The 18,782-nt window shown below is 68.1% G+C and carries 18 protein-coding genes; 10 read left to right on the forward strand and 8 right to left on the reverse strand.

Annotated elements, in window-relative coordinates:
* Positions 1-3 precede the first annotated feature (3 nt).
* The 4 genes from aruF to ACSX1C_RS08775 all read right to left on the reverse strand — a co-directional run bounded on the left by aruF (position 4) and on the right by ACSX1C_RS08775 (position 4,895).
* Entirely contained in the window at positions 4-1,020 is a 1,017-nt protein-coding gene (gene aruF / locus ACSX1C_RS08760) for an arginine/ornithine succinyltransferase subunit alpha (RefSeq protein ID WP_439889096.1), read from the reverse strand.
* Between the two features lie 174 nt (positions 1,021-1,194).
* On the reverse strand, positions 1,195-2,415 hold the full coding sequence (locus tag ACSX1C_RS08765) for an aspartate aminotransferase family protein (protein WP_439889097.1): 1,221 nt from the start codon (positions 2,413-2,415) through the stop codon (positions 1,195-1,197).
* Positions 2,416-2,706: 291 nt separating this feature from the next.
* Positions 2,707-3,909 carry a patatin-like phospholipase family protein gene (locus ACSX1C_RS08770; RefSeq protein ID WP_439889098.1) on the reverse strand — a complete coding sequence of 401 codons (1,203 nt, stop codon included), beginning with the start codon at positions 3,907-3,909 and terminating at the stop codon, positions 2,707-2,709.
* A gap of 56 nt (positions 3,910-3,965) precedes the next feature.
* A complete protein-coding gene (locus tag ACSX1C_RS08775; RefSeq protein ID WP_439889099.1) occupies positions 3,966-4,895 on the reverse strand; it encodes a lipid A biosynthesis lauroyl acyltransferase in 930 nt (309 codons plus the stop codon).
* 151 nt (positions 4,896-5,046) lie between these two features.
* Here ACSX1C_RS08775 and minC point away from each other — a divergent pair, with 151 nt between their 5' ends.
* From minC to fhuB, 10 genes are all read left to right on the forward strand, one after another.
* Entirely contained in the window at positions 5,047-5,772 is a 726-nt protein-coding gene (gene minC / locus ACSX1C_RS08780) for a septum site-determining protein MinC (protein WP_439889100.1), read from the forward strand.
* 100 nt (positions 5,773-5,872) lie between these two features.
* The gene (gene minD, locus ACSX1C_RS08785; protein ID WP_318645690.1) at positions 5,873-6,685 is read left to right on the forward strand and encodes a septum site-determining protein MinD; all 813 of its coding nucleotides are present in this window, start codon (positions 5,873-5,875) and stop codon (positions 6,683-6,685) included.
* On the forward strand, positions 6,685-6,939 hold the full coding sequence (gene minE / locus ACSX1C_RS08790) for a cell division topological specificity factor MinE (RefSeq protein WP_318645689.1): 255 nt from the start codon (positions 6,685-6,687) through the stop codon (positions 6,937-6,939). The genes minD and minE overlap by 1 nt, the downstream gene beginning before the upstream one ends.
* Before the next feature lie 69 nt (positions 6,940-7,008).
* Entirely contained in the window at positions 7,009-7,644 is a 636-nt protein-coding gene (locus tag ACSX1C_RS08795; RefSeq protein WP_318645688.1) for an RluA family pseudouridine synthase, read from the forward strand.
* A 204-nt stretch (positions 7,645-7,848) separates the two neighbouring features.
* A complete protein-coding gene (locus ACSX1C_RS08800; protein WP_318645687.1) occupies positions 7,849-8,301 on the forward strand; it encodes an Hsp20/alpha crystallin family protein in 453 nt (150 codons plus the stop codon).
* 29 nt (positions 8,302-8,330) lie between these two features.
* Complete coding sequence (locus ACSX1C_RS08805) at positions 8,331-8,708, forward strand: Hsp20/alpha crystallin family protein (RefSeq protein WP_318645686.1); 378 nt, start codon at positions 8,331-8,333, stop codon at positions 8,706-8,708.
* Between the two features lie 48 nt (positions 8,709-8,756).
* A complete protein-coding gene (locus ACSX1C_RS08810) occupies positions 8,757-9,275 on the forward strand; it encodes an Hsp20/alpha crystallin family protein (protein ID WP_439889101.1) in 519 nt (172 codons plus the stop codon).
* A gap of 152 nt (positions 9,276-9,427) precedes the next feature.
* Positions 9,428-10,195, forward strand: a complete 768-nt coding sequence (locus tag ACSX1C_RS08815; RefSeq protein WP_318645684.1) for an ATP-binding cassette domain-containing protein — start codon at positions 9,428-9,430, stop codon at positions 10,193-10,195.
* A 2-nt stretch (positions 10,196-10,197) separates the two neighbouring features.
* Positions 10,198-11,055, forward strand: coding sequence for an ABC transporter substrate-binding protein (locus tag ACSX1C_RS08820; RefSeq protein WP_439889102.1), 858 nt, complete (start codon positions 10,198-10,200; stop codon positions 11,053-11,055).
* Positions 11,052-13,019: a Fe(3+)-hydroxamate ABC transporter permease FhuB gene (gene fhuB / locus ACSX1C_RS08825; protein ID WP_318645682.1), complete on the forward strand. Its 1,968-nt coding sequence runs from the start codon at positions 11,052-11,054 to the stop codon at positions 13,017-13,019. The genes ACSX1C_RS08820 and fhuB overlap by 4 nt, the downstream gene beginning before the upstream one ends.
* Before the next feature lie 157 nt (positions 13,020-13,176).
* On the opposite strand, the gene fhuF is transcribed toward fhuB, so the two are convergent.
* The 4 genes from fhuF to ACSX1C_RS08845 form a co-directional block, all read right to left on the reverse strand.
* Positions 13,177-13,956 carry a siderophore-iron reductase FhuF gene (gene fhuF / locus ACSX1C_RS08830; RefSeq protein ID WP_369959639.1) on the reverse strand — a complete coding sequence of 260 codons (780 nt, stop codon included), beginning with the start codon at positions 13,954-13,956 and terminating at the stop codon, positions 13,177-13,179.
* A 22-nt stretch (positions 13,957-13,978) separates the two neighbouring features.
* Complete coding sequence (locus tag ACSX1C_RS08835; protein ID WP_439889103.1) at positions 13,979-15,283, reverse strand: lysine N(6)-hydroxylase/L-ornithine N(5)-oxygenase family protein; 1,305 nt, start codon at positions 15,281-15,283, stop codon at positions 13,979-13,981.
* Between the two features lie 129 nt (positions 15,284-15,412).
* Positions 15,413-16,414, reverse strand: a complete 1,002-nt coding sequence (locus ACSX1C_RS08840; protein WP_439889104.1) for a GNAT family N-acetyltransferase — start codon at positions 16,412-16,414, stop codon at positions 15,413-15,415.
* Positions 16,404-18,635, reverse strand: coding sequence for a TonB-dependent siderophore receptor (locus tag ACSX1C_RS08845; protein ID WP_369959642.1), 2,232 nt, complete (start codon positions 18,633-18,635; stop codon positions 16,404-16,406). Before ACSX1C_RS08845 ends, ACSX1C_RS08840 begins: the two co-directional genes overlap by 11 nt.
* Positions 18,636-18,782 lie beyond the last annotated feature (147 nt).

The following is an 18,782-nucleotide window of genomic DNA, read 5'->3' on the forward strand; positions in this document are numbered from 1 at the left end:
TCCTTAAACCGCGACCAGGCGCACGCTGGCGCCATCGCCGACGCCCAGGGCTTCGGCGGCTTCAACACTGAGGGTGACCGGCTTGCCCGGCACCCAGTCGAGTTCCGCGACCAGGGCGCGGAAATCCTGCAACTGGCCGTTGCTCACCAGATAGGGACGGCGGTCCTTGCCCGGCTCGCCGAGTTTCACCGGGACCATGCGGCTCTGGGTGATGGAGCGAATCCCCGAGGTGCGCGCGTGCAGCGTCGGACCGCCGTCGAAGATGTCGATGTAATTGTCCGTCTCGAAGCCCTCGCGCATGAGGATGTCGAAGGTCACCTGGGCGCGCGGATGCACCTGGCCCATGGCCTCCTGGGCGGCATCGGGCAACAGTGGCACGTAGATCGGGTAGTTCGGCATCAGCTCGGCGAGGAAGGTCCGGCTCTTCAGGCCGCAGAGACGCTCGGCCTCGGTGTAGTTCATATCGAAGAAGTTGCGCCCCACCGCATCCCAGAATGGCGAGTCGCCGGCCTCGTCGCTGTGGCCGACGATCTCCACCACCATGGCGTCGGCGAAACGCTCCGGATGGCTGGCGACGAACAGCAGGCGTCCCCGGGAGTTGAGCTCCGACCAGAGGCTGCCGACCAGCGGCCGCTCGATGTAGAAGCTGGTCAGCAGGCTGTTGCCGGTCAGGTCGTGACACAGCGACAGCACATGGATCTTGTTGTGGATCTTCAGCTCGCGGGAGTTGTGCACGAAGGTTTCGTTGCGAAAGCTGTAGAACGGCTCGCTATAGCCCGCCGAGGCGACGATGCCGGAGCAGCCGACCAGCTTGCCGGTGTTACTGTCCTCGAGCACGAAGAAATAGCTTTCTTCGCCGTTGAAGCTGACTTCTGCGGAGAAAGACGCCTCGGAGGCGGCGATCTTGTCGCGCAGGCGCGCGGCATCGTCCGGTAACGAAGTCACACCCACCGGGCTGTCCGCGGCGAGACGCTGCACTTCAGTGAGGTCGGCCATTTGCGCGGGTCGCATCACCAGCATGGTGTCACTCCTTCTAAGAAAAGCTCCGAGCCGCTCGCGACGAGCGGCCCAGAGAAACCGCGGCACGGGCCGCGGCACACAAGAGACGGTCATCCTTGGTTTCGCTCCGCCCCCTCCATGGGGCGGTCAACAGCGCCGGCGCAGCCCTCGGCGAGGCCTGCGCCGAGCCGCCGGTCAGGCCTGGGTCAGCTTGGCCAGGGCGCGTTCGAAGCGCGCCAGGCCCTCGTCGATATCGGCATCGGTCACCACCAGGCTCGGGGCGAACCGCACCACGTCCGGGCCGGCCTGCAGGACCATCACGCCCTCCGCCGCCGCGGCATCGAGAATCGCCTTGGCCTTGCCCTTCCAGGCCTCGTTGAGCACGCAGCCGAGCAGCAGGCCGAGGCCGCGCACCTGGCCGAACACGCCGTACTGCTCGCCGAGCTGCTGCAGCTTGCGGGTGAAACGCTGCTGCTTGGCCTTGACGCCTTCGAGCACCTGGGGGGTATTGATCACGTCGATCACCGCCTCGGCCACCGCACAGGCCAGCGGGTTGCCGCCATAGGTGGTGCCGTGGGTACCGACCGCCAGGTGCTTGGCCAGTGCGCTGGTGGTGAGCATGGCGCCGATGGGGAAGCCGCCGCCCAGGCTCTTGGCACTGGAGAGGATGTCCGGGGTCACGCCATAGTGCTGGTAGGTGAACAGCGAGCCGCTGCGGCCCATGCCGCTCTGCACCTCGTCGAACACCAGCAGCGCGTTGTGCTGGTCGCACAGCTGACGCGCCCCTTCCAGGTAGGCCTGATCGGCCGGCAGCACGCCGCCCTCGCCCTGGATCGGCTCCAGCACCACGGCACAGGTCTTGTCGGAGATCGCCGCCTTCAGTGCCTCCAGATCGTTGTAGGGGACATGGGTGATGCCCTGGATCTTCGGCCCGAAGCCGTCGGAATACTTGGGCTGACCGCCGACGCTGACGGTGAACAGGGTACGGCCGTGGAAGCTGTTGGTCGCCGCGATGATCTCGTGCTTTTCCGGGCCGAAGCGGTCGTGGGCGACGCGGCGCGCCAGCTTGAAGGCGGCCTCGTTGGCCTCGGCACCGGAGTTGCAGAAGAACACCCGCTCGGCGAAGGTGGCGTCGATCAGCTTCTTCGCCAGGCGCAGGGCCGGCTCGTTGGTGAACACGTTGGAGATGTGCCACAGGGTATTGGCCTGCTCGGTCAGCGCGCCGACCAGGGCCGGGTGGCAGTGGCCCAGGGCATTGACGGCGATGCCGCCGGCGAAGTCGATCAGCTCGCGACCCGCTTGATCCCAGACTCGCGACCCCTCGCCGCGCACCGGAACGAAGGCGGCAGGCGCATAGTTGGGCACCATCACTTGGTCGAAATCGGCGCGTTGCACCGGGTCGTGCTGAACAGACATTGGCATTCTCCTGAATAAGGAACACCTGCATTGACCGCAGGCGATGGGGAGGATTGTAGGGATTGATCCGGGGGCGGCATTGTCGCCATGCGACAACTTCTTATAGCGCCACCCCGGGCAAATCCAACGCTTACGAAAATGCGACAGAAAGCGTCGGGAAGGCGCAGTTTAAACGCAGTTCGCCGCATTGGCGCACGCGCCGCGCAATTTCCCCACAAGGTGACCGACAGGTTTTCGCCAGGGTGCCGCGCAGCTCCCGAGCGGCCGCCCGGCGCTTCGCGGACGGCGCGGCTAGGCGGGGGTCGGCGCCGCCTGCAGCACCGGCGGAAGGCTGAGGTTGAGAAACTCGTTGAGCTCGAGCTTCTGCGCCATCGCATCCTGGTAACCCAGCTCGATCAGCTCGTTGCAGTAACCGGACTCGAACAACAGGTAGCTGAGCACCCCGGCGCCACTGGCCCGGGTCGCCCCCGGTCCGCGCAGGAACAGGCGCAGCGCGGCCGGCAGCTCGTGGCGGTGGCGCGCGGCGATCTCGTCCACCGGCTGGCTCGGCGAGATCACCAGCACCTCCACCGGCTTGAGTCCCCCGCCCCGCGGCCGTTCCTCGGGCGGCACCAGGCGACTGAGCTGGTTGATCCGCTCGAGCAACTCGATATCGCCCTCCAGGCTGTCGATAAAGGTGCTGTTGAGCATGTGGCCGCCGATCTGCGCCAGGGTCGGCGGCTTGACGTCGTGGGGGCGCACCACCGCGCTATTGACATCCTCGCCCTGGGGGTTGCCGCTGACCCCGATCACCAGCACCCGGCTGGCCCCCAGGTGCAGCGCCGGGCTGATCGGCGCCGACTGGCGCACCGCGCCGTCGCCGAAGTATTCGCGGTTGATCCGCACCGGCGGGAACACCAGGGGAATGGAGGCGCTGGCCAGCAGGTGCTGCAGCGCCAGGCGGGTCGGCACGCCGACCCGGCGATGGCGGAACCAGGGGTCGATGGTCGCGCGCCCCTGATAGAAGGTCACCGCCTGACCGGTCTCGTAGCCGAACGCCGTCACCGCCACGGCGCGCAAGCGGCGCCGACGCACCGCCGCGGCGATCCCGGAGAAATCCAGCTCCCGCTCGAGCAGCTTGCTCAAGGGCGAGCTGTCCAGCAGCGCCACCGGCACCTGCGTCCCCAGCCCGAGCAGGCTGTGGCCGATGAAGCGCGTGGCCTGATGCAGCACGCCCGACCAGTCGCTGCGGTACACCTGATGGGTGTGGAACCCCTGCCAGACCTCGGTCAGGCGGCGGATCGCCTCACCGAAATGCAGGGCGCCGCAGGCCAGGCTGACCGCGTTGATGGCCCCGGCGGAGGTACCGACTATGACCGGAAAAGGATTGTGCTCGGCATTGGGCAGCAGGTCGGCGATGGCCGCCAACACGCCCACCTGATAGGCCGCCCGCGCTCCACCACCGGAAAGAATCAGCCCGGTCACGGGCTGACTGGATGGAGCGGAGTGCGTCATAGGCCGGTTCCCGTATTTTCTAGCCAGTATAGAGAGCGACGCGGCCGGATCATGAACTAGGCGCGGCTTTTCCGGTAGAGCTTGGACTCGCCTGCCGGGCGCGTCTTGAAGCGTCGATGCGCCCACAGGTATTGCTCGGGACAGGCCCCCACCGCCCGCTCGATCCACTGGTTGATGCGCAGGCAGTCGGCCTCCTCGCTGTCCCCGGGGAAATCCGCCAGCGGCGGATGCACCACCACCTTGTAGCCCGAACCATCGGCCAGGCGTTCCTGAGTGAAGGGGATCACCCGCGCACGGCCCAGGCGGGCGAACTTGCTGGTGGCGGTGACCGTGGCGGCCGGCACGCCGAACAGCGGCACGAAGATGCTGCGCTGGGCGCCATAATCCTGATCCGGCGCATACCAGACCACGCCCCCGGCGCGCAGCAGCTTGAGCATGCCGCGCACATCGTCGCGCTCGATCACCCCGAGCAACCGCTGCTCGCGGCCACGGCGCTGGACATAGTCGAACAGTGGATTCTTGTGCGGCCGATACATGCCATACATGTCCTGCCGCATGCCGAGCAGGCCGCCGCCCATTTCCAGGGTGGTGAAATGCAGGGCCATGAGGATCACCCCCTGGCCCTCGGCCTGGGCCTGCTGCAGATGCTCCAGCCCCTCCAGGCGCCCCAGTTTGCGCAGGCGCGCGGGCGGCCACCACCAGCTGATCGCCATCTCGAAGAAGGTCATGCCGGTGGAGGCGAAGTTTTCCCGCAGCACCCGCTGGCGCTCGGCCGCCGACCACTGGGGAAAGCACAGTTCCAGATTGCGCGCGGCGATCTGCCGCCGCGACCGTGCCAGGCGGTACATCAAGGTACCCAACCAGCGCCCCAGGCGCATCAGCACCGGGTAAGGCAACAGCGAGACCAGCCACAACAGGCCGAGCCCCAGCCACAGCAGCCAGAAACGCGGGTGAAGAAAAGAACCCCGAAACACTGGACGATCCATGAACGATCCCGCACAACAGCCAAAGCCGGACATTCTACCAGCACTTGCCGCAGAGTCGCCGCGGCTTGCGACCCACCGACGATCTCGCTATAAGTCCCCGGCAACCTACGCGACCCGCTCCCTCCTTCTATACAGGCGCATCAGGCAGACCATGAGCCAAGCCGATCTACTCGACCAAGACCCCGTGTTCCAGCTCAAGGGCAGCATGCTCGCCATCACCGTGCTGGAGCTGGCGCACAACGACCTGGAGCGCCTCGATCAGCAGCTGACGGAAAAGGTCGCCCAGGCGCCGCAGTTCTTCAGCAACACGCCGCTGGTGCTGGCCCTGGACAAGCTGCCCACCGCAGAGAACAACCTCGATCTCGCCGCGCTGATGAGCCTGTGCCGCAAGCACGGCCTGCGCACCCTGGCGGTACGCGCCAACCGAGCCGACGACATCGCCGCCGCCGACGCCCTGGATCTGCCGGTGCTCCCCCCCTCCGGCGCCCGCGAGCGCCAGCTCGAACTGACGCCCAAACCGCCGGAAAAACCGGCCGAGCCGGAACTCAAGCCGACCAAGATCGTCACAACCCCGGTACGCGGCGGTCAGCAGGTCTATGCCCAGGGCGGCGACCTGATCGTCCTGGCGCCGGTCAGCGCCGGCGCCGAACTGCTCGCCGACGGCAATATCCACGTCTATGCCCCCATGCGCGGCCGCGCCCTGGCCGGGATCAAGGGCAACACCCAGGCGCGGATTTTCTGTCAACAAATGGGCGCCGAACTGCTGTCGATCGCCGGCCAATACAAGGTCGCCGAGGACCTGCGCCGCGACCCGCTGTGGGGCGATGCGGTGCATGTCAGCCTGTCGGGTGACGTGTTGAACATCACCCGCCTTTAACGGATACTGCGGCCAATTTTAAGGGACACAAAGGGCATCCGGACGCCTCGCGCGGCCGCCAGATTCCCGCTTTTATCTTCACATTTTGGGGTGAATCACCTTGGCCAAGATCCTCGTAGTCACGTCCGGCAAGGGTGGCGTGGGCAAAACCACCACCAGCGCCGCCATCGGTACCGGCCTCGCCCTGCGCGGGCACAAGACTGTCATCGTCGACTTCGACGTCGGCCTGCGTAACCTCGACCTGATCATGGGCTGCGAACGCCGCGTGGTGTACGACTTCGTCAACGTGGTCAACGGCGAAGCGACCCTGACCCAGGCGCTGATCAAGGACAAGCGCCTGGAGAACCTCTACGTGCTGGCCGCCAGCCAGACTCGCGACAAGGACGCCCTGACCCTGGAGGGTGTGGAGAAGGTCATCAACGAGCTGTCGCAGAACTTCGAGTACGTGGTCTGCGACTCGCCCGCCGGCATCGAGAAGGGCGCCCACCTGGCCATGTACTTCGCCGACGAGGCGATAGTCGTGACCAACCCGGAAGTCTCCTCGGTGCGCGACTCCGACCGCATGCTCGGCCTGCTGGCGAGCAAGTCGCGCCGCGCCGAGAAGGGCGAGGAGGCGATCAAGGAGCACCTGCTGCTGACCCGCTACAACCCCGAGCGCGTGACCAAGGGCGAAATGCTCGGCGTGGAAGACGTCGAGGAAATCCTCGCCATCCGCCTGCTCGGCGTGATCCCCGAATCGCAGGCGGTGCTCAAGGCCTCCAACCAGGGTGTACCGGTGATTCTCGACGACCAGAGCGACGCCGGCCAGGCGTACAGCGATGCCGTCGACCGCCTGCTCGGCAAGGAAGTGCCGCACCGCTTCCTCGACGTGCAGAAGAAAGGACTCATGCAACGCCTGTTCGGAGCCCGCTGATGAATATTTTCGACTTCTTTCGCGAACGCAAGAAGGAAACCCCCGCCTCCATCGCCAAAGAACGCCTACAGATCATCGTCGCCCACGAGCGTGGCCAACGCAGCCAGCCGGACTACCTGCCGGCCCTGCAGCAGGAGCTGGTCGAGGTGATCCGCAAATACGTCGCCATCGACTCGGATCAGGTCCAGGTCGCCCTGGAGAACCAGGGTAGCTGCTCGATCCTGGAGCTCAATATCACCCTGCCGGATCGCTGATCCGGCGCCCGGCCTTATGTTTCCCGGCATCGGCGACCTCGGTCGCCGATGTCGTTTGCGGACCCCACGATGCCCCTCAGCCAGATTGAAATCCTCCACCAGGACGCCGCCCTGCTGGTGATCAACAAACCCACCCTGCTGCTCTCGGTACCCGGTCGCGCCGAGGACAACCGCGACTGCCTGGTCACCCGCCTGCAGGAGAACGGCTACCCGGAGGCGCGCATCGTCCACCGCCTGGACTGGGAAACCTCGGGCATCATCGTCCTGGCCCGGGATGCCGATAGCCACCGCGAGCTGTCCCGGCAGTTCCACGACCGCGAGACGGAGAAGGCCTACACCGCGCTGTGCTGGGGCCAGCCCGAGCTGGACAGTGGCAGCATCGACCTGCCGCTGCGCTACGACCCGCCGACCAAGCCGCGCCATGTGGTCGACCATGAACTGGGCAAGCACGCCCTGACCTTCTGGCGGGTGCTGGAGCGCTGCGGCGACTATTGCCGCATCGAGCTGACGCCGATCACCGGCCGCTCGCACCAGCTGCGGGTGCACATGCTGTCGATCGGTCACCCGCTGCTCGGCGACCGCCTCTATGCCCACGCGCAGGCCCTGGCCGCCCATGAGCGCCTGTGCCTGCACGCCAGCATGCTGACCCTGAGCCACCCGCACAGCGGCGAACGCCTGCGCTTCGAGTGCCCCGCGCCGTTCTGAGCCCCCCAGGCGCGGCAGCAAGCCGCGCCGTCCCCTCCCCTGCGCCAGGCAAATGCCCGTCCGGCATAAGGCATTTCAGAATGTTCTAAGGCTCGGCCTTGAAGCCCCGCGTGCACGCCAACATATTTTCTAGCGACGGGGCTTGAGGCCTCGGCCTTGAGCACCGCAAACGAATCTCTGGTCAACCAGCCAAGGAGGTTTGCGATGTACGAGTCCCTTCTCAACTTTCCCAACGGCCTGCTCGCCGAGTTCGAACGCCTGCAGCGCGAGCTGCAGCAGGACTACGCCGGTCTCGGCCGGCCGGGCAGCATCCGTGCGGTCGCCAGCGGCGCCTTCCCGGCGCTCAACGTCGGCAGCACGACCTCGAGCATCGAGGTCTACGCCTTCGCCCCGGGGATCGACCCGGACAAGCTCGACGTGCAGATCGATCACGGCCTGCTGACCATAGTCGGCGAGCGCGAGGGCGATCGGCCGGGCGACAACGGCAGCCTGTCGGTCTATGCCAACGAGCGCTTCAGCGGTCGCTTCAAGCGCACGGTGAGCCTGTCCGACGACGCCGACCCGGACAAGGTCGAGGCGTCCTATCGCGACGGCGTGCTGCATATCAAAGTGGCGCGGCGCGAGTCGGCCCAACCCAAGCGCATCACCGTCCAGTAACAACCCAGGCATTGAAGGAGGAAGCCACGATGAGCGAGAAGAAAACCGTGAGCCGCCCCGAGCGTGCCGAAGAAACCCAGACCTTGCTGCCGCGGGTGGATGTGTTCGAGGACAAGGACGGCATCCTGCTGCTCGCCGACCTGCCCGGCGTGCCGAAGGACAAGCTCGACCTGAGGGTCGAGAACGATACCCTGACCCTCGAAGGCGAGATCGCCACGGCGACGCCAGAAGGCATGGAGGCGGTCTACGCAGAGGTCCGTCTGGCGCGTTACAAGCGCGCCTTCGCCCTGAGCAGCGAACTGGATAGCCAACGGATCGACGCACAGCTGCGCAATGGCGTGCTCAAGCTGCGCATTCCCAAGCATGCCCATGCGCAACCGCGCAAGATCGTCGTCAAGAGCGCCTGAACCGCCGCGGGCGGGCCCACACGCCCGCCCGCGGCCTGGAGGTGACCCATGGACAGACTCAACGAACTGAAACACGGCCTGGAGGAGACCTGGCACTCGCTCGGCGAGGGCTGGCGTCAGGTGCTCGACCGCGCCACCGGGGCCCTGACCCGCTTCACCCCCAGCGGCCGCGACAAACGCGAGGAGGCCGCGCCGCCGGCGGCCGGGTCCGCCAGCGCCGAATTCCCCTCGAGCAGTTGGGCGCTGCTGGCCGGCGACCTGTACGAGGACGCCGACAAGTTCGTCGTGCGCCTGGAGGTACCGGGGCTGGACAAGCAGGACCTGGACATCGAGGTGCGTGGCGACGTGCTGGTGGTGCGTGGCGAGAAACGCTACGAGCAGGAATCGAGCAGCGGCCACTACCGCATTCGCCAGTGCGCCTTCGGCCGCTTCCACCGCAGCATCCCCCTGCCGCTGCCGGTGCTCGCCGACAAGACCGCGGCCCACTACCGCAACGGCGTGCTGCGCATCGAGCTGCCCAAGGCCGAACACGCCCGCGGCCGCCGCATCGAGGTGCGCACCGGCTGATGCCCGGTGAACCGGTTGCCCCCATGTGCGGTCGGGGCAACCGGCCATTAGACATTGATAATTATTAGCACTTACTTTAGATTTCCTGTCTTTTCGCACCGGGCTCTCCGGTGCGCCTGTTCACCCGCCCTATCGGCCGATCTGGAGCGCGCATGTTCGAACTGGACGCCGTCACCTACCACTTGCCCGACCGCCCCCTGCTGCACCCCCTCGACCTGCGTCTGGCCGAAGGGCAGATGGTCGGCCTGATCGGCCACAATGGCTCCGGCAAATCCACCCTGCTCAAGCTGCTGGCGCGCCAGCAGCTGCCCAGCGGCGGGCGCATCCTGCTCGACGGCAAGCCGGTGCAGGACTGGGGCAACCGCGCCTTCGCCCGCCGGGTGGCCTACCTGCCGCAGCAATTGCCTGCCGCCGACGGCCTCAGCGTGCGCGAACTGGTCGGTTTCGGGCGCTACCCCTGGCACGGCCCCCTCGGCCGCCTCAAGGCCGAAGACCGGGCCAGGATCGAGCGGGCACTGCAGCTCACCGACACCCAGCGCTTCGCCGAACGCCTGGTGGACAGTCTCTCCGGCGGCGAGCGCCAGCGGGTCTGGCTGGCCATGCTGCTGGCCCAGGACAGCCGCTACCTGCTGCTCGACGAGCCCACCTCGGCCCTGGACATCGCCCATCAGGTGGAAGTCCTGGCCCTGGTGCGCAAGCTCTGTGCGGAACTGGGCCTGGGCGTGGTGGTGGTGCTGCACGACATCAACCTGGCGGCGCGCTACTGCGACCGCCTGGTGGCCCTGCACAGCGGGCGCCTGCTGGTCGAGGGCAGCCCGGCGCAACTGATGACCAGCGACACCCTGGCGTCCATCTACGGCATCGGCATGACCGTCATGCCCCACCCGCGCGCCCAGGCGCCCATCGCCGTGGTCCATTGAGCATGCGTCTGGCCGTACTCCTGGGCCTGTGCCTGGCCTTGCTCGGCCTGCCGGCCGCCGCCGCGCCGCAACGGGTCGCGGTGATCGACTGGGGCCTGACCGAGACCCTGCTGGCCCTGGGCGTGACGCCCCAGGCGGTGGCCGAGGTGGACGGCTACAGGCGCTGGGTCGCCGCGCCAGCGTTACCCGCCGAGGTCCAGGACCTGGGCCTGCGCACCGAGCCGAACCTGGAGCTGCTCAGTCAACTGGCGCCGGAGCTGATCCTCATCACCCCGCAGTTCGAGAATGCCCGCGCCGCCCTGGAGCGCATCGCCCCGGTACGCAGCCTGACCCTGTTCGCCCCGGACAGCGACCCCTACCTCAATGCCCAACGCGTCACCCGCGAGCTGGGCCAGCTGTTCGACCGCCAGGCCGAGGCCGAAGCGCTGATCCGGCGCGTCGACGAGGGCCTGGCCCGCACTCAGCGGCGCCTCGGCGATGCCCAGCGGCCGCTGTACCTGGTGCACTTCATGGATGACCGCCATGTCCGGGTGTATGGCCAGCACAGCCTCTACCAGTCGGTGCTCGCCCGCCTGGGCCTGAACAACGCCTGGACCACGCCGGGCAGCTACTGGGGCTTCTCCAATACCGGAATCGAACGCCTTATCGAGCAACCGGACGCCCGCCTGCTGTATTTCCGCCCGCTGCCGCTGGATGCCGAACGCCAGTTGGCCAATAGCGCCCTGTGGCAGAACCTGCCGATGGTGCGCGACGGCCGCGTGCATGCCCTGGCCGAAGTCTGGAGCTTCGGCGCCCTGCCCAGCGCCGAGCGCTTCGCCCGGCAGTTGCAACGGGCCCTGCCGAACGAGACCCCGCCATGACCGACACCCTCGCCAGCCGCAAACCGGCGCTGTTCTGTATGGCGCTGTTCGCCGCCTGCCTGGCACTGGCCCTCGGCGACCTCGGCCTGCGCCTGCCCAGCGCCCTGTGGGGCCAGGCGCTGTGGCAGCCGGACCTCGGCGACCTGCGCCAGGTGCTGGCCCACTACAGCTGGTTGCCACGCCTGTGCATGACCCTGCTGTGCGGCGCCAGCCTGGCCCTGGCCGGCCTGCTGATGCAGCAGGTGCTGCGCAACCCGCTGGCCTCGCCGACCACCCTCGGGGTCGCCGGCGGCGCACAGCTGGCCCTGACCCTGGCCACCCTGTTCGCGCCGCAGCTATTGCTGGCCCGCGAGTGGCTGGCGATGGGCGGTGGCGCCCTGGCCAGCCTGCTGGTGTTCGCCCTGGCCTGGCGCCGGGCGATGAGCCCGCTGGCGCTGATCCTCGCCGGCCTGGTGGTCAGCCTCTACCTGAGCGCGCTGAACATCGCCCTGATGATGCTGCAACCCCAGGGCCTGACCGCGCTGTTCATCTGGGGGGCGGGCTCGCTCAGCCAGCACAACTGGGACGCCGTGCTGTTCCTCGCCCCGCGCCTGGCCCTGGCCCTGGCGCTGTTGCCGCTGTTGCTGCGCCCGCTCAGCCTGCTGGACTTGCAGGACAGCGGCGCGCGCAGCCTCGGCGTCTCCCTGCCCGGCCTGCGCCTGGCCGGCCTGGGCCTGGGGGTGTTCCTCACCGCCTGCGTGGTCAGCAGCGTCGGCGTGATCGGCTTCATCGGTCTGGCCGCGCCCGCCATCGCCCGCCTGCTCGGCGCGCGCACCCTGGGCCAGCGCCTGCTCTGGTCGCCCCTGCTGGGCGCCGCCCTGCTCTGGCTCACCGACCTGCTGGTGCAGTGGATCGCCGGTCCCTTCCGCGAGTTGCTGCCCACCGGCGCGGTCGCCGGCCTGCTCGGCGCACCGCTGCTGCTCTGGCTGATCCCACGTCTGCGCCTGGCCGACCACCCAGCGCCGAGCGGCATGGCCATGCCGGTCGGCCGCCGCGCCGAGCGCGGCCTGGTTCCGCTGGTCGCGCTGCTGGGCCTGGCGCTGCTGCTGGCGTTGGCCCTGGGCCAGGGCCCGGACGGCTGGCGTTGGCACCTGGCCGAGTCCCTGCTCGAGCTGCGCGCGCCGCGGGTGATCGCCGCCGCGGCCGCCGGGCTGATGCTGGCCCTGGCCGGCACCCTGATCCAGCGCCTGACCGGCAACCCCATGGCCAGCCCGGAGCTGATGGGCATCAGCGCCGGCGCCGCCCTGGGCCTGCTGGCGGCGGTGTTCCTGCTGCCCGCCGCCGGCTTCCTGCCGCGCCTGGCGCTGGGCGCTCTGGGGGCGACACTGACACTGCTGGCCCTGCTCTGGCTCGGCCGGCGCTCCGGCTTCGCCCCGCAGCGTCTGCTGCTGGCGGGCATCGCCCTGAGCGCGCTGTTCGATGCGGTGCAGGTGCTGGTACTGGCCCTCGGCGATCCCCGCGGCCAGCAGCTGCTGGCCTGGCTGTCCGGCTCCACCTATTTCGTCGACGCCAGCATGGCCGCCTGGGCCCTGGGCCTGGCGCTGCTGTTGCTGCTGCTCTGCCTGCCCGCCACCCGCTGGCTGGAACTGCTGCCGTTGGGCGCCGGCACCGCCGGCAGCCTCGGTGTGCCCCTGGCGCGCAGTCGCCTGCTGCTGCTCGGCCTGGCCGCCCTGCTCAGCGCGGCGGCCACCCTGGTGCTCGGCCCGCTGAGCTTCGTCGGCCTGATGGCCCCGCACCTGGCGCGCCTGCTGGGCTTCGGTCGCGCCCGCAGCCAGTTGCTGGCCGGCGCCCTGCTCGGTGCGCTGGTGATGGTGCTGGCCGACTGGCTGGGGCGCAACCTGCTGTTCCCCGCCCAGCTCCCCGCCGGCCTGCTCGCCGCCCTGCTGGGCGGCGCCTATCTGATGTGGGGCCTGAGCCGGCGCTGAGGATCTGCATAGCCACGCGACCTCCGGCCCGAGCATCGGCCGGATGGGTATCGCTGCGCTCGGCCCATCCTGCGTCCGGCACAAGCGCTGGTAGCTGTATTTGCGGGATTGGGGGGAGCGCGCCGATGGCAAGGCTGCCGCGCCGCGCCCCCCGTGCTCAGGGTTCCTGGGGCAGCCCCGAGGCCAAGGCCAGCTCGCCGCGATAACCCGGTGGCGGGTTGTCGATATGCGGGCAGTTCTCGCACAGCGCATAGCCCGGCAGCAGGTAGCGGATGCAGCACTGCCGACGCTGGCGCAGGGGGTCCTCGGCGCCCTCGCGAGGCACATAACGGATCGGCTGATAGAGCGGATTGGCGCGGCCATCCGGGCGCAGGCGACTGTCCAGCAGGCGCTTGCCGTCGGCCAGCATAGCCTCCGGCAGCGGCAAGGCGGCGAGGCTGGAGAGAATCCATTCGAAGTAGTTGCCGGCATTGCTCCAGAGCACCCGCGGGGCGACCTTGGCGCAACCATTCAAGGCCTGGATAAAGGGCAACAGGTTAGCGTCCAGCAGCTCGGCGAAACGCTCGAAGGGATCGCCCGGCGGCGCCGGCCAGCGCTCGCCGGCATGGGGCAGCTTGAAGGCGGCCGGCAGACCATCGTTGCCGACGATCACCTGGATCCGCTGGAAATCCAGCGGCAAGCGCCAGCCCAGCACCAGGCTGGCGGCCACCACCGGCGGAATCAGGCGCAGGAAATAGTACTTGGACCACAGCGACACCCGCGCCCGCCGGTCGCCCCCGACCTGCTCGGGGGCGAAGCGCGCCAGCAGCGCCTCCAGCTGCTCCGGCGCCACCAGCTCCGGCCCGGACAGGGCCGGGCGCGGGTCGTCGGCGAGCACCAGCACCTCGCGGTAATGGCCGAAGGGACCCTGGAACAACGGCGCCAGGGCAGGGATCAACGACGGCCTCCCGGGACGCTGCTCAGGCGCATGCCACCGCCTGGGGCCGCAGACGACCGTCGATCAAGGCATCCACCACCTCCTGGGAACGCACCGAGAGCACCGACAACAGGGTATCGCTGAGGCCGTGGCTGGCCTCGCAACAGCCCTGCAGGAAGATGCCGGGGTGGAAACCCTCGCGACTCGGCAGACGGTAGCTGCGCGCCACCTCACCCTCGCCGAGGTAACCGGCCACGCCCTCCAGCAGGCGCTTGTAGCCGTCGCGGCGATAGCCGGTGGCGAGGATCACTCCGTCGAACTCGCGCACTTCGCGGGCATGGTGCTGGCGGTCCAGCAGGTTGAGGGAGATGCCCTCGACACCGGCCCGCACCTCCTGAATCTGCCGATTGGCCAGCAGGTGCTGGCGCACCTTGCCGGTGACCCGCTGCAGGTAGAGGTCCTGGTAGACGCGCTCGATCAGGTCGAGATTGACCACCGAGTAGTTGGTGTGGCTGAAGCTGCGGATCAGCTGCTGGCGCATGGCTTCGGGCTGCTGGTAGATCAGGTCGGTGTAGCCCGGGTCGAAGATCTCGTTGATGAACGGGCTGTCGTCGGCCGGGCGCAACGCCGGGCTGCGCATGATCAGGCTCAGTTCGGCGTTGGGGTAGCGCCCGCCGAGATCGGTGAAGATCTCCGCCGCACTCTGGCCGGCGCCGATCACCGCCAGACGGTACGGCGCCTCGCGCTCGGCGCACAGCGTCTCGATGCGCGCCAGATAGGCGGAGGAATGGATCACCCGCGGGTCGTTGCGCAAGGGCGCGAAGGCCTCGGGAATGCTCGGCTGGCCACCGATGCTCACCACCAGGTTACGGGCCAGGCGCGTACGGGTGCGGCCATCGGCCTGGCGCGTGGTGACCTTCAGGCGCTGCACCTCGCCGCGCTCCTCTTGCGCCTCGACGGCGATCACCTCCTCGCCATAGTGCACGCGCTCGGCGAAATGGCCGGCCGCCCAAGCCAGGTAGTCGTTGTACTCCAGGCGCGACGGGGTGAAGGTGCCGATATTGATGAAGGGTTCCAGGCGACGCTTCTGGTGCAGGTAGTTGAGGAAGGTGAAGCGGCTCGCCGGGTTGCGCAGGGTCGCCAGGTCCTTGAGAAAGGAAATCTGCATGCGGCTGTCTTCCAGCAGCATGCCGCCGTGCCACTCGAAGTCCGCCTTCTTCTCCAGGAAGCAATAGCGCAGGCCGCGCTCGCGCACCCGCGCATCCTCGTCCAGGGCCACCGCGATGGCCAGGTTGGCCGGGCCGAAGCCCAGGCCGATTACATCGTATTCCAGCGTTTCAATGCTCATGTCAGGCTCGATCCTCTGTGTGCATGGCTCGTCTTAGGGTGCGCGACGCGCACCCTGCCCAACCTCATCAGTAGCGGCCGCGTTCGGGCGCGGCTCCTTTTTGAAAGATCTCGGCCCCTGCGGCCCGGCTCAAGCCAGGGCGCAACGGTCGAAGAACACCTCGCGCGGCAGCACCATCAGCGCCGCACGCTTGTGCGGAAAGTCGAACTCCTTGGCCTTGTGGTAGCCCTGGGCCTGCAGGTGCTGGATCATCCGCGCATTGTCGGCGCGGGGTTCGGCGACAACGCGCTGGGTACGCGGTTCGTCGAGCAGCAGGTAGTGGCTGAGCGCGCCCAGCCAGGCCGCCACCTTGTGCGGTCCACGGTGATGCTCCTCGCCCACCAGCATATGGATGCCGCGGTCGTAGTCGCCCGCCTGGTAGAACGGGGCGATGCGATCCTCCTTGGCCCAGTAGGCCTCGTAGTAGGCGAAGGGCTCGTCATCCAGGCAGCCGATCAGGGTCAGCACCCGCGGATCGGCGGCCAGCGCCTCCAGGTAGCGGCGGTGCTGCTCCAGGTCGCCCTGCTCCTGCCAGAACGCCGCGACCCGCGCGCTGTTCTGCCAGCGATTGAAGCGCGGCAGGTCCGCCTCGATGTCCAGGGTGCGCAGGGACATCCAGGCGCCCAGGCGCGCATCGAAACGGCGGTAGACCTCGCCCGTAGGCTTCGGCGGACGGCGCGGGTGACGCCGGCCACTGGCATGCATCACCAGCTGCTGCGGGTAACCGGCACTGGCCGGAGCGCGCAGGAACGGCCCCGGCAGCTGCCAGAACAGCCCGCGCTCGATCCGCAGGTCCTCGCCCTCGCCCAGCAGCAGGCCGCTGGCGCGCAAGGCCGGGTCGACCTCGGCCAGCGCCAGGCGCAGCGCCTGCCGGGCCGGATCGCCGGCGAAGCAGCAGTAGGCCAGCAGCCAGAGCGCCTCGGCCTGCTCGGCCAGAGGCAGCTCCAGCGGCTGCAGGCGCCCGTCGGCCAGGCGCCGCACGCGCAGCAGGGGCTGCCCGTCCAGGCGCAGGGCCAGTTCCTGTTCGCCTTGGCTGACGGCCAGCCGCCGCCCATCGGGCAGCGGCAAAGCCGCGAGGGCATTACCAGGCATAGTTGACGGACGCGATGACATTGCGGCGGTTGCCGTACCAGCAGTAGTAGTCACAGGCGGTGATGTACTCCTTGTCGGTGAGGTTGTTGGCGTTGAGCTGGACGCGGAAGTTCTCCCAGTCGTAGCTGACCACCGCATCGAGCAGGGTGTAGGACGGCACCTCCAGGCTCTCGGTGTTGTCGCCGTAGGACGAGCTGGTATGACGGGCACCGGCGCCGAAGGCCAGGCCATCGAGGCTGCCGCCCTTGACCTTGTAGTGCGCCCAGATGGAGGCCAGCTCGTCGGCCACGTTGGCCGGGGTCTTGCCCACTTCGGTCGGACGCGTGCTCTTGGTGGTCTCCACATCCAGCTTGGTGTAGCTGGCCACCAGGCTCAGGGACTCGCTGAGGTCGGCCTGGGCCTCCAGCTCCAGGCCGCGGCTGCGCACCTGGCCCAGCTGGGTCTGGATGCCGCCCGGCAGGGTCTTGCGCACGTTGTCCTGGGTCAGCTCGAACAGGGCCATGGTGAACAGGCCGCTGAAGCCCTGCGGCTGGAACTTCAGGCCGATCTCCTTCTGCTCGCCCTCCTCCGGCATGAACGGCTTGCCGGTGCTGGTGTTGAGGCTGGTGACCGGGGTGAAGAACTCGGAGTAGCTGGCGTAGGGTGTCAGGCCGTTGTCGAACAGGTAGGCCACCCCGCCACTGGCGGTGAACTGCTGGTCGCTGACCTGGAAGCCGGCGCCGGTGGTGCGGTTGTCGAAGTCGTAGCGGGTCTCGTCGTAACGGCCGCCCAGCGTGAACACCCAATGGTCGTCGAGCTTGAGCTGCTCCTGCAGGTAGTAGCCGAACTGATCGGCGCGGGTGTCCTTGTCCTGCAGGGCGAACGCGCCGATGGGCTGGCCGTAGGTGGGGGTGATGGTACCCACCATCGGCAGGGTGACCGGAGCGGCACGCTTGGGGTTGTAGATATCCAGCAGCGGCACCACCGGGAAGCCGGGGTCCCTGGCCGGGCTCTTGGTGTCGATGTTCAGCAGCTGGTAGTCGAAGCCCAGCAGCAGGTTGTTCTCCCAGCCATTGCCGATCCAGTTGCCGAGCATGCGGTTGTCCACCGACAGGCTTTCCGCCTGACCGTCCTCGTAGGTCAGGCCACGGGCGATCAGGCGCCGGCTCGGGTCGAGCCCGGGGAAGGAATCGTTGACGAAGCCCAGGCTGTAGAGCTGGCGCAGCTCCAGGTCGAGGTGACCGTAACGCAGGTTCTGCTGGAACTCCCAGGCGTCGCTGAAGCGGTGGTTGAGCTCGTAGCCGAGGGTCAGCTGAGTGCGGTCGAACTTCTCGTAACCCGGATCGCCGACCGCGGTGTCGGTGTCGATCTTGCCGTTGGGGTTGGCGGCGATGGTGCCGCTGGCCGGCAGGAACTGCAGCTGCGGGTCGGAGTTGTCCTTCTGCACGCTGGCCAGCAGGGTCAGCGAGGTGTCCGGGTTGAAGTTGATCGTCAGCGAGGGCGCCAGCAACAGGCGTTCGGCGCCGACGTCGTCGACCTGGGTGCCGGTATCGCGGCTCAGCGCCACCACGCGATAGAGCAGGTCGCCGTCGTCGTCCAGCTTGCCGCCGACGTCCATGTGCATCTGCTTGCGATCGAAGCTGCCGTACTGCACGCCGATCTCGTTGCGCGCCGCCAGGGTCGGCCGCTTGCTCTGCAGGTTGATCAGCCCGCCCGGCGGGGTCTGGCCGTAGAGTACCGAGGAAGCGCCCTTGAGCACCTCGATGCGCTCGAGCATGTAGGGGTCGATCTGCCAGCTGAAGAAGCCGCTGGAGAACACCCGCGCACCATCCATGAACAGGCCGTTGTTGGCCTGCTTGAAGCCGCGGATGACGAACCAGTCCTGCTTGTTGTCCTCGCCGAAGTAACCCGCCTGGATGCCGGCGGAGTAACGCAGGGCGTCGCTGACGGTGAGGACGTTGCGGTCCTTCATCTGCTGCTCGGTGACCACCGAGACCGAGCGCGGGGTTTCACGCAGGGGCGTGTTGATCTTGGTGGCGCTGCGGCTGTTCTTCGCCACGTAGCCGCTGTCGTCGGTCACCGGGCTGCTCAGCTTGCCGACGACCTCCATCGACTCCAGTTCGGTCACCCCGTCGGCCGCCCGGGCCAGGCCAGCGGACAGCGCCAGCGCGCAGCCCAGGGCCAGGGACAGACGGCAGCGCGCGAACGGCGCACGCGACGGGTACTTCGACAGACCTTGCATGTGACTCCTCCCCATAAAATTCAAATCAGAAGTATTCGTATTTACTTGCCTAGTCCTAATAGACGAACCAGAGCGGCAAAAATTTAGGCGTCCTCGCACAAAGCCACTGCGCGAAGTGCTCAGCGGCCCGTTGGGCCGCTGCCTCCG

Origin of the sequence: Pseudomonas sp. MBLB4123, from assembly GCF_051904775.1 — a bacterium.
Lineage (GTDB): Bacteria > Pseudomonadota > Gammaproteobacteria > Pseudomonadales > Pseudomonadaceae > Aquipseudomonas > Aquipseudomonas benzenivorans_B.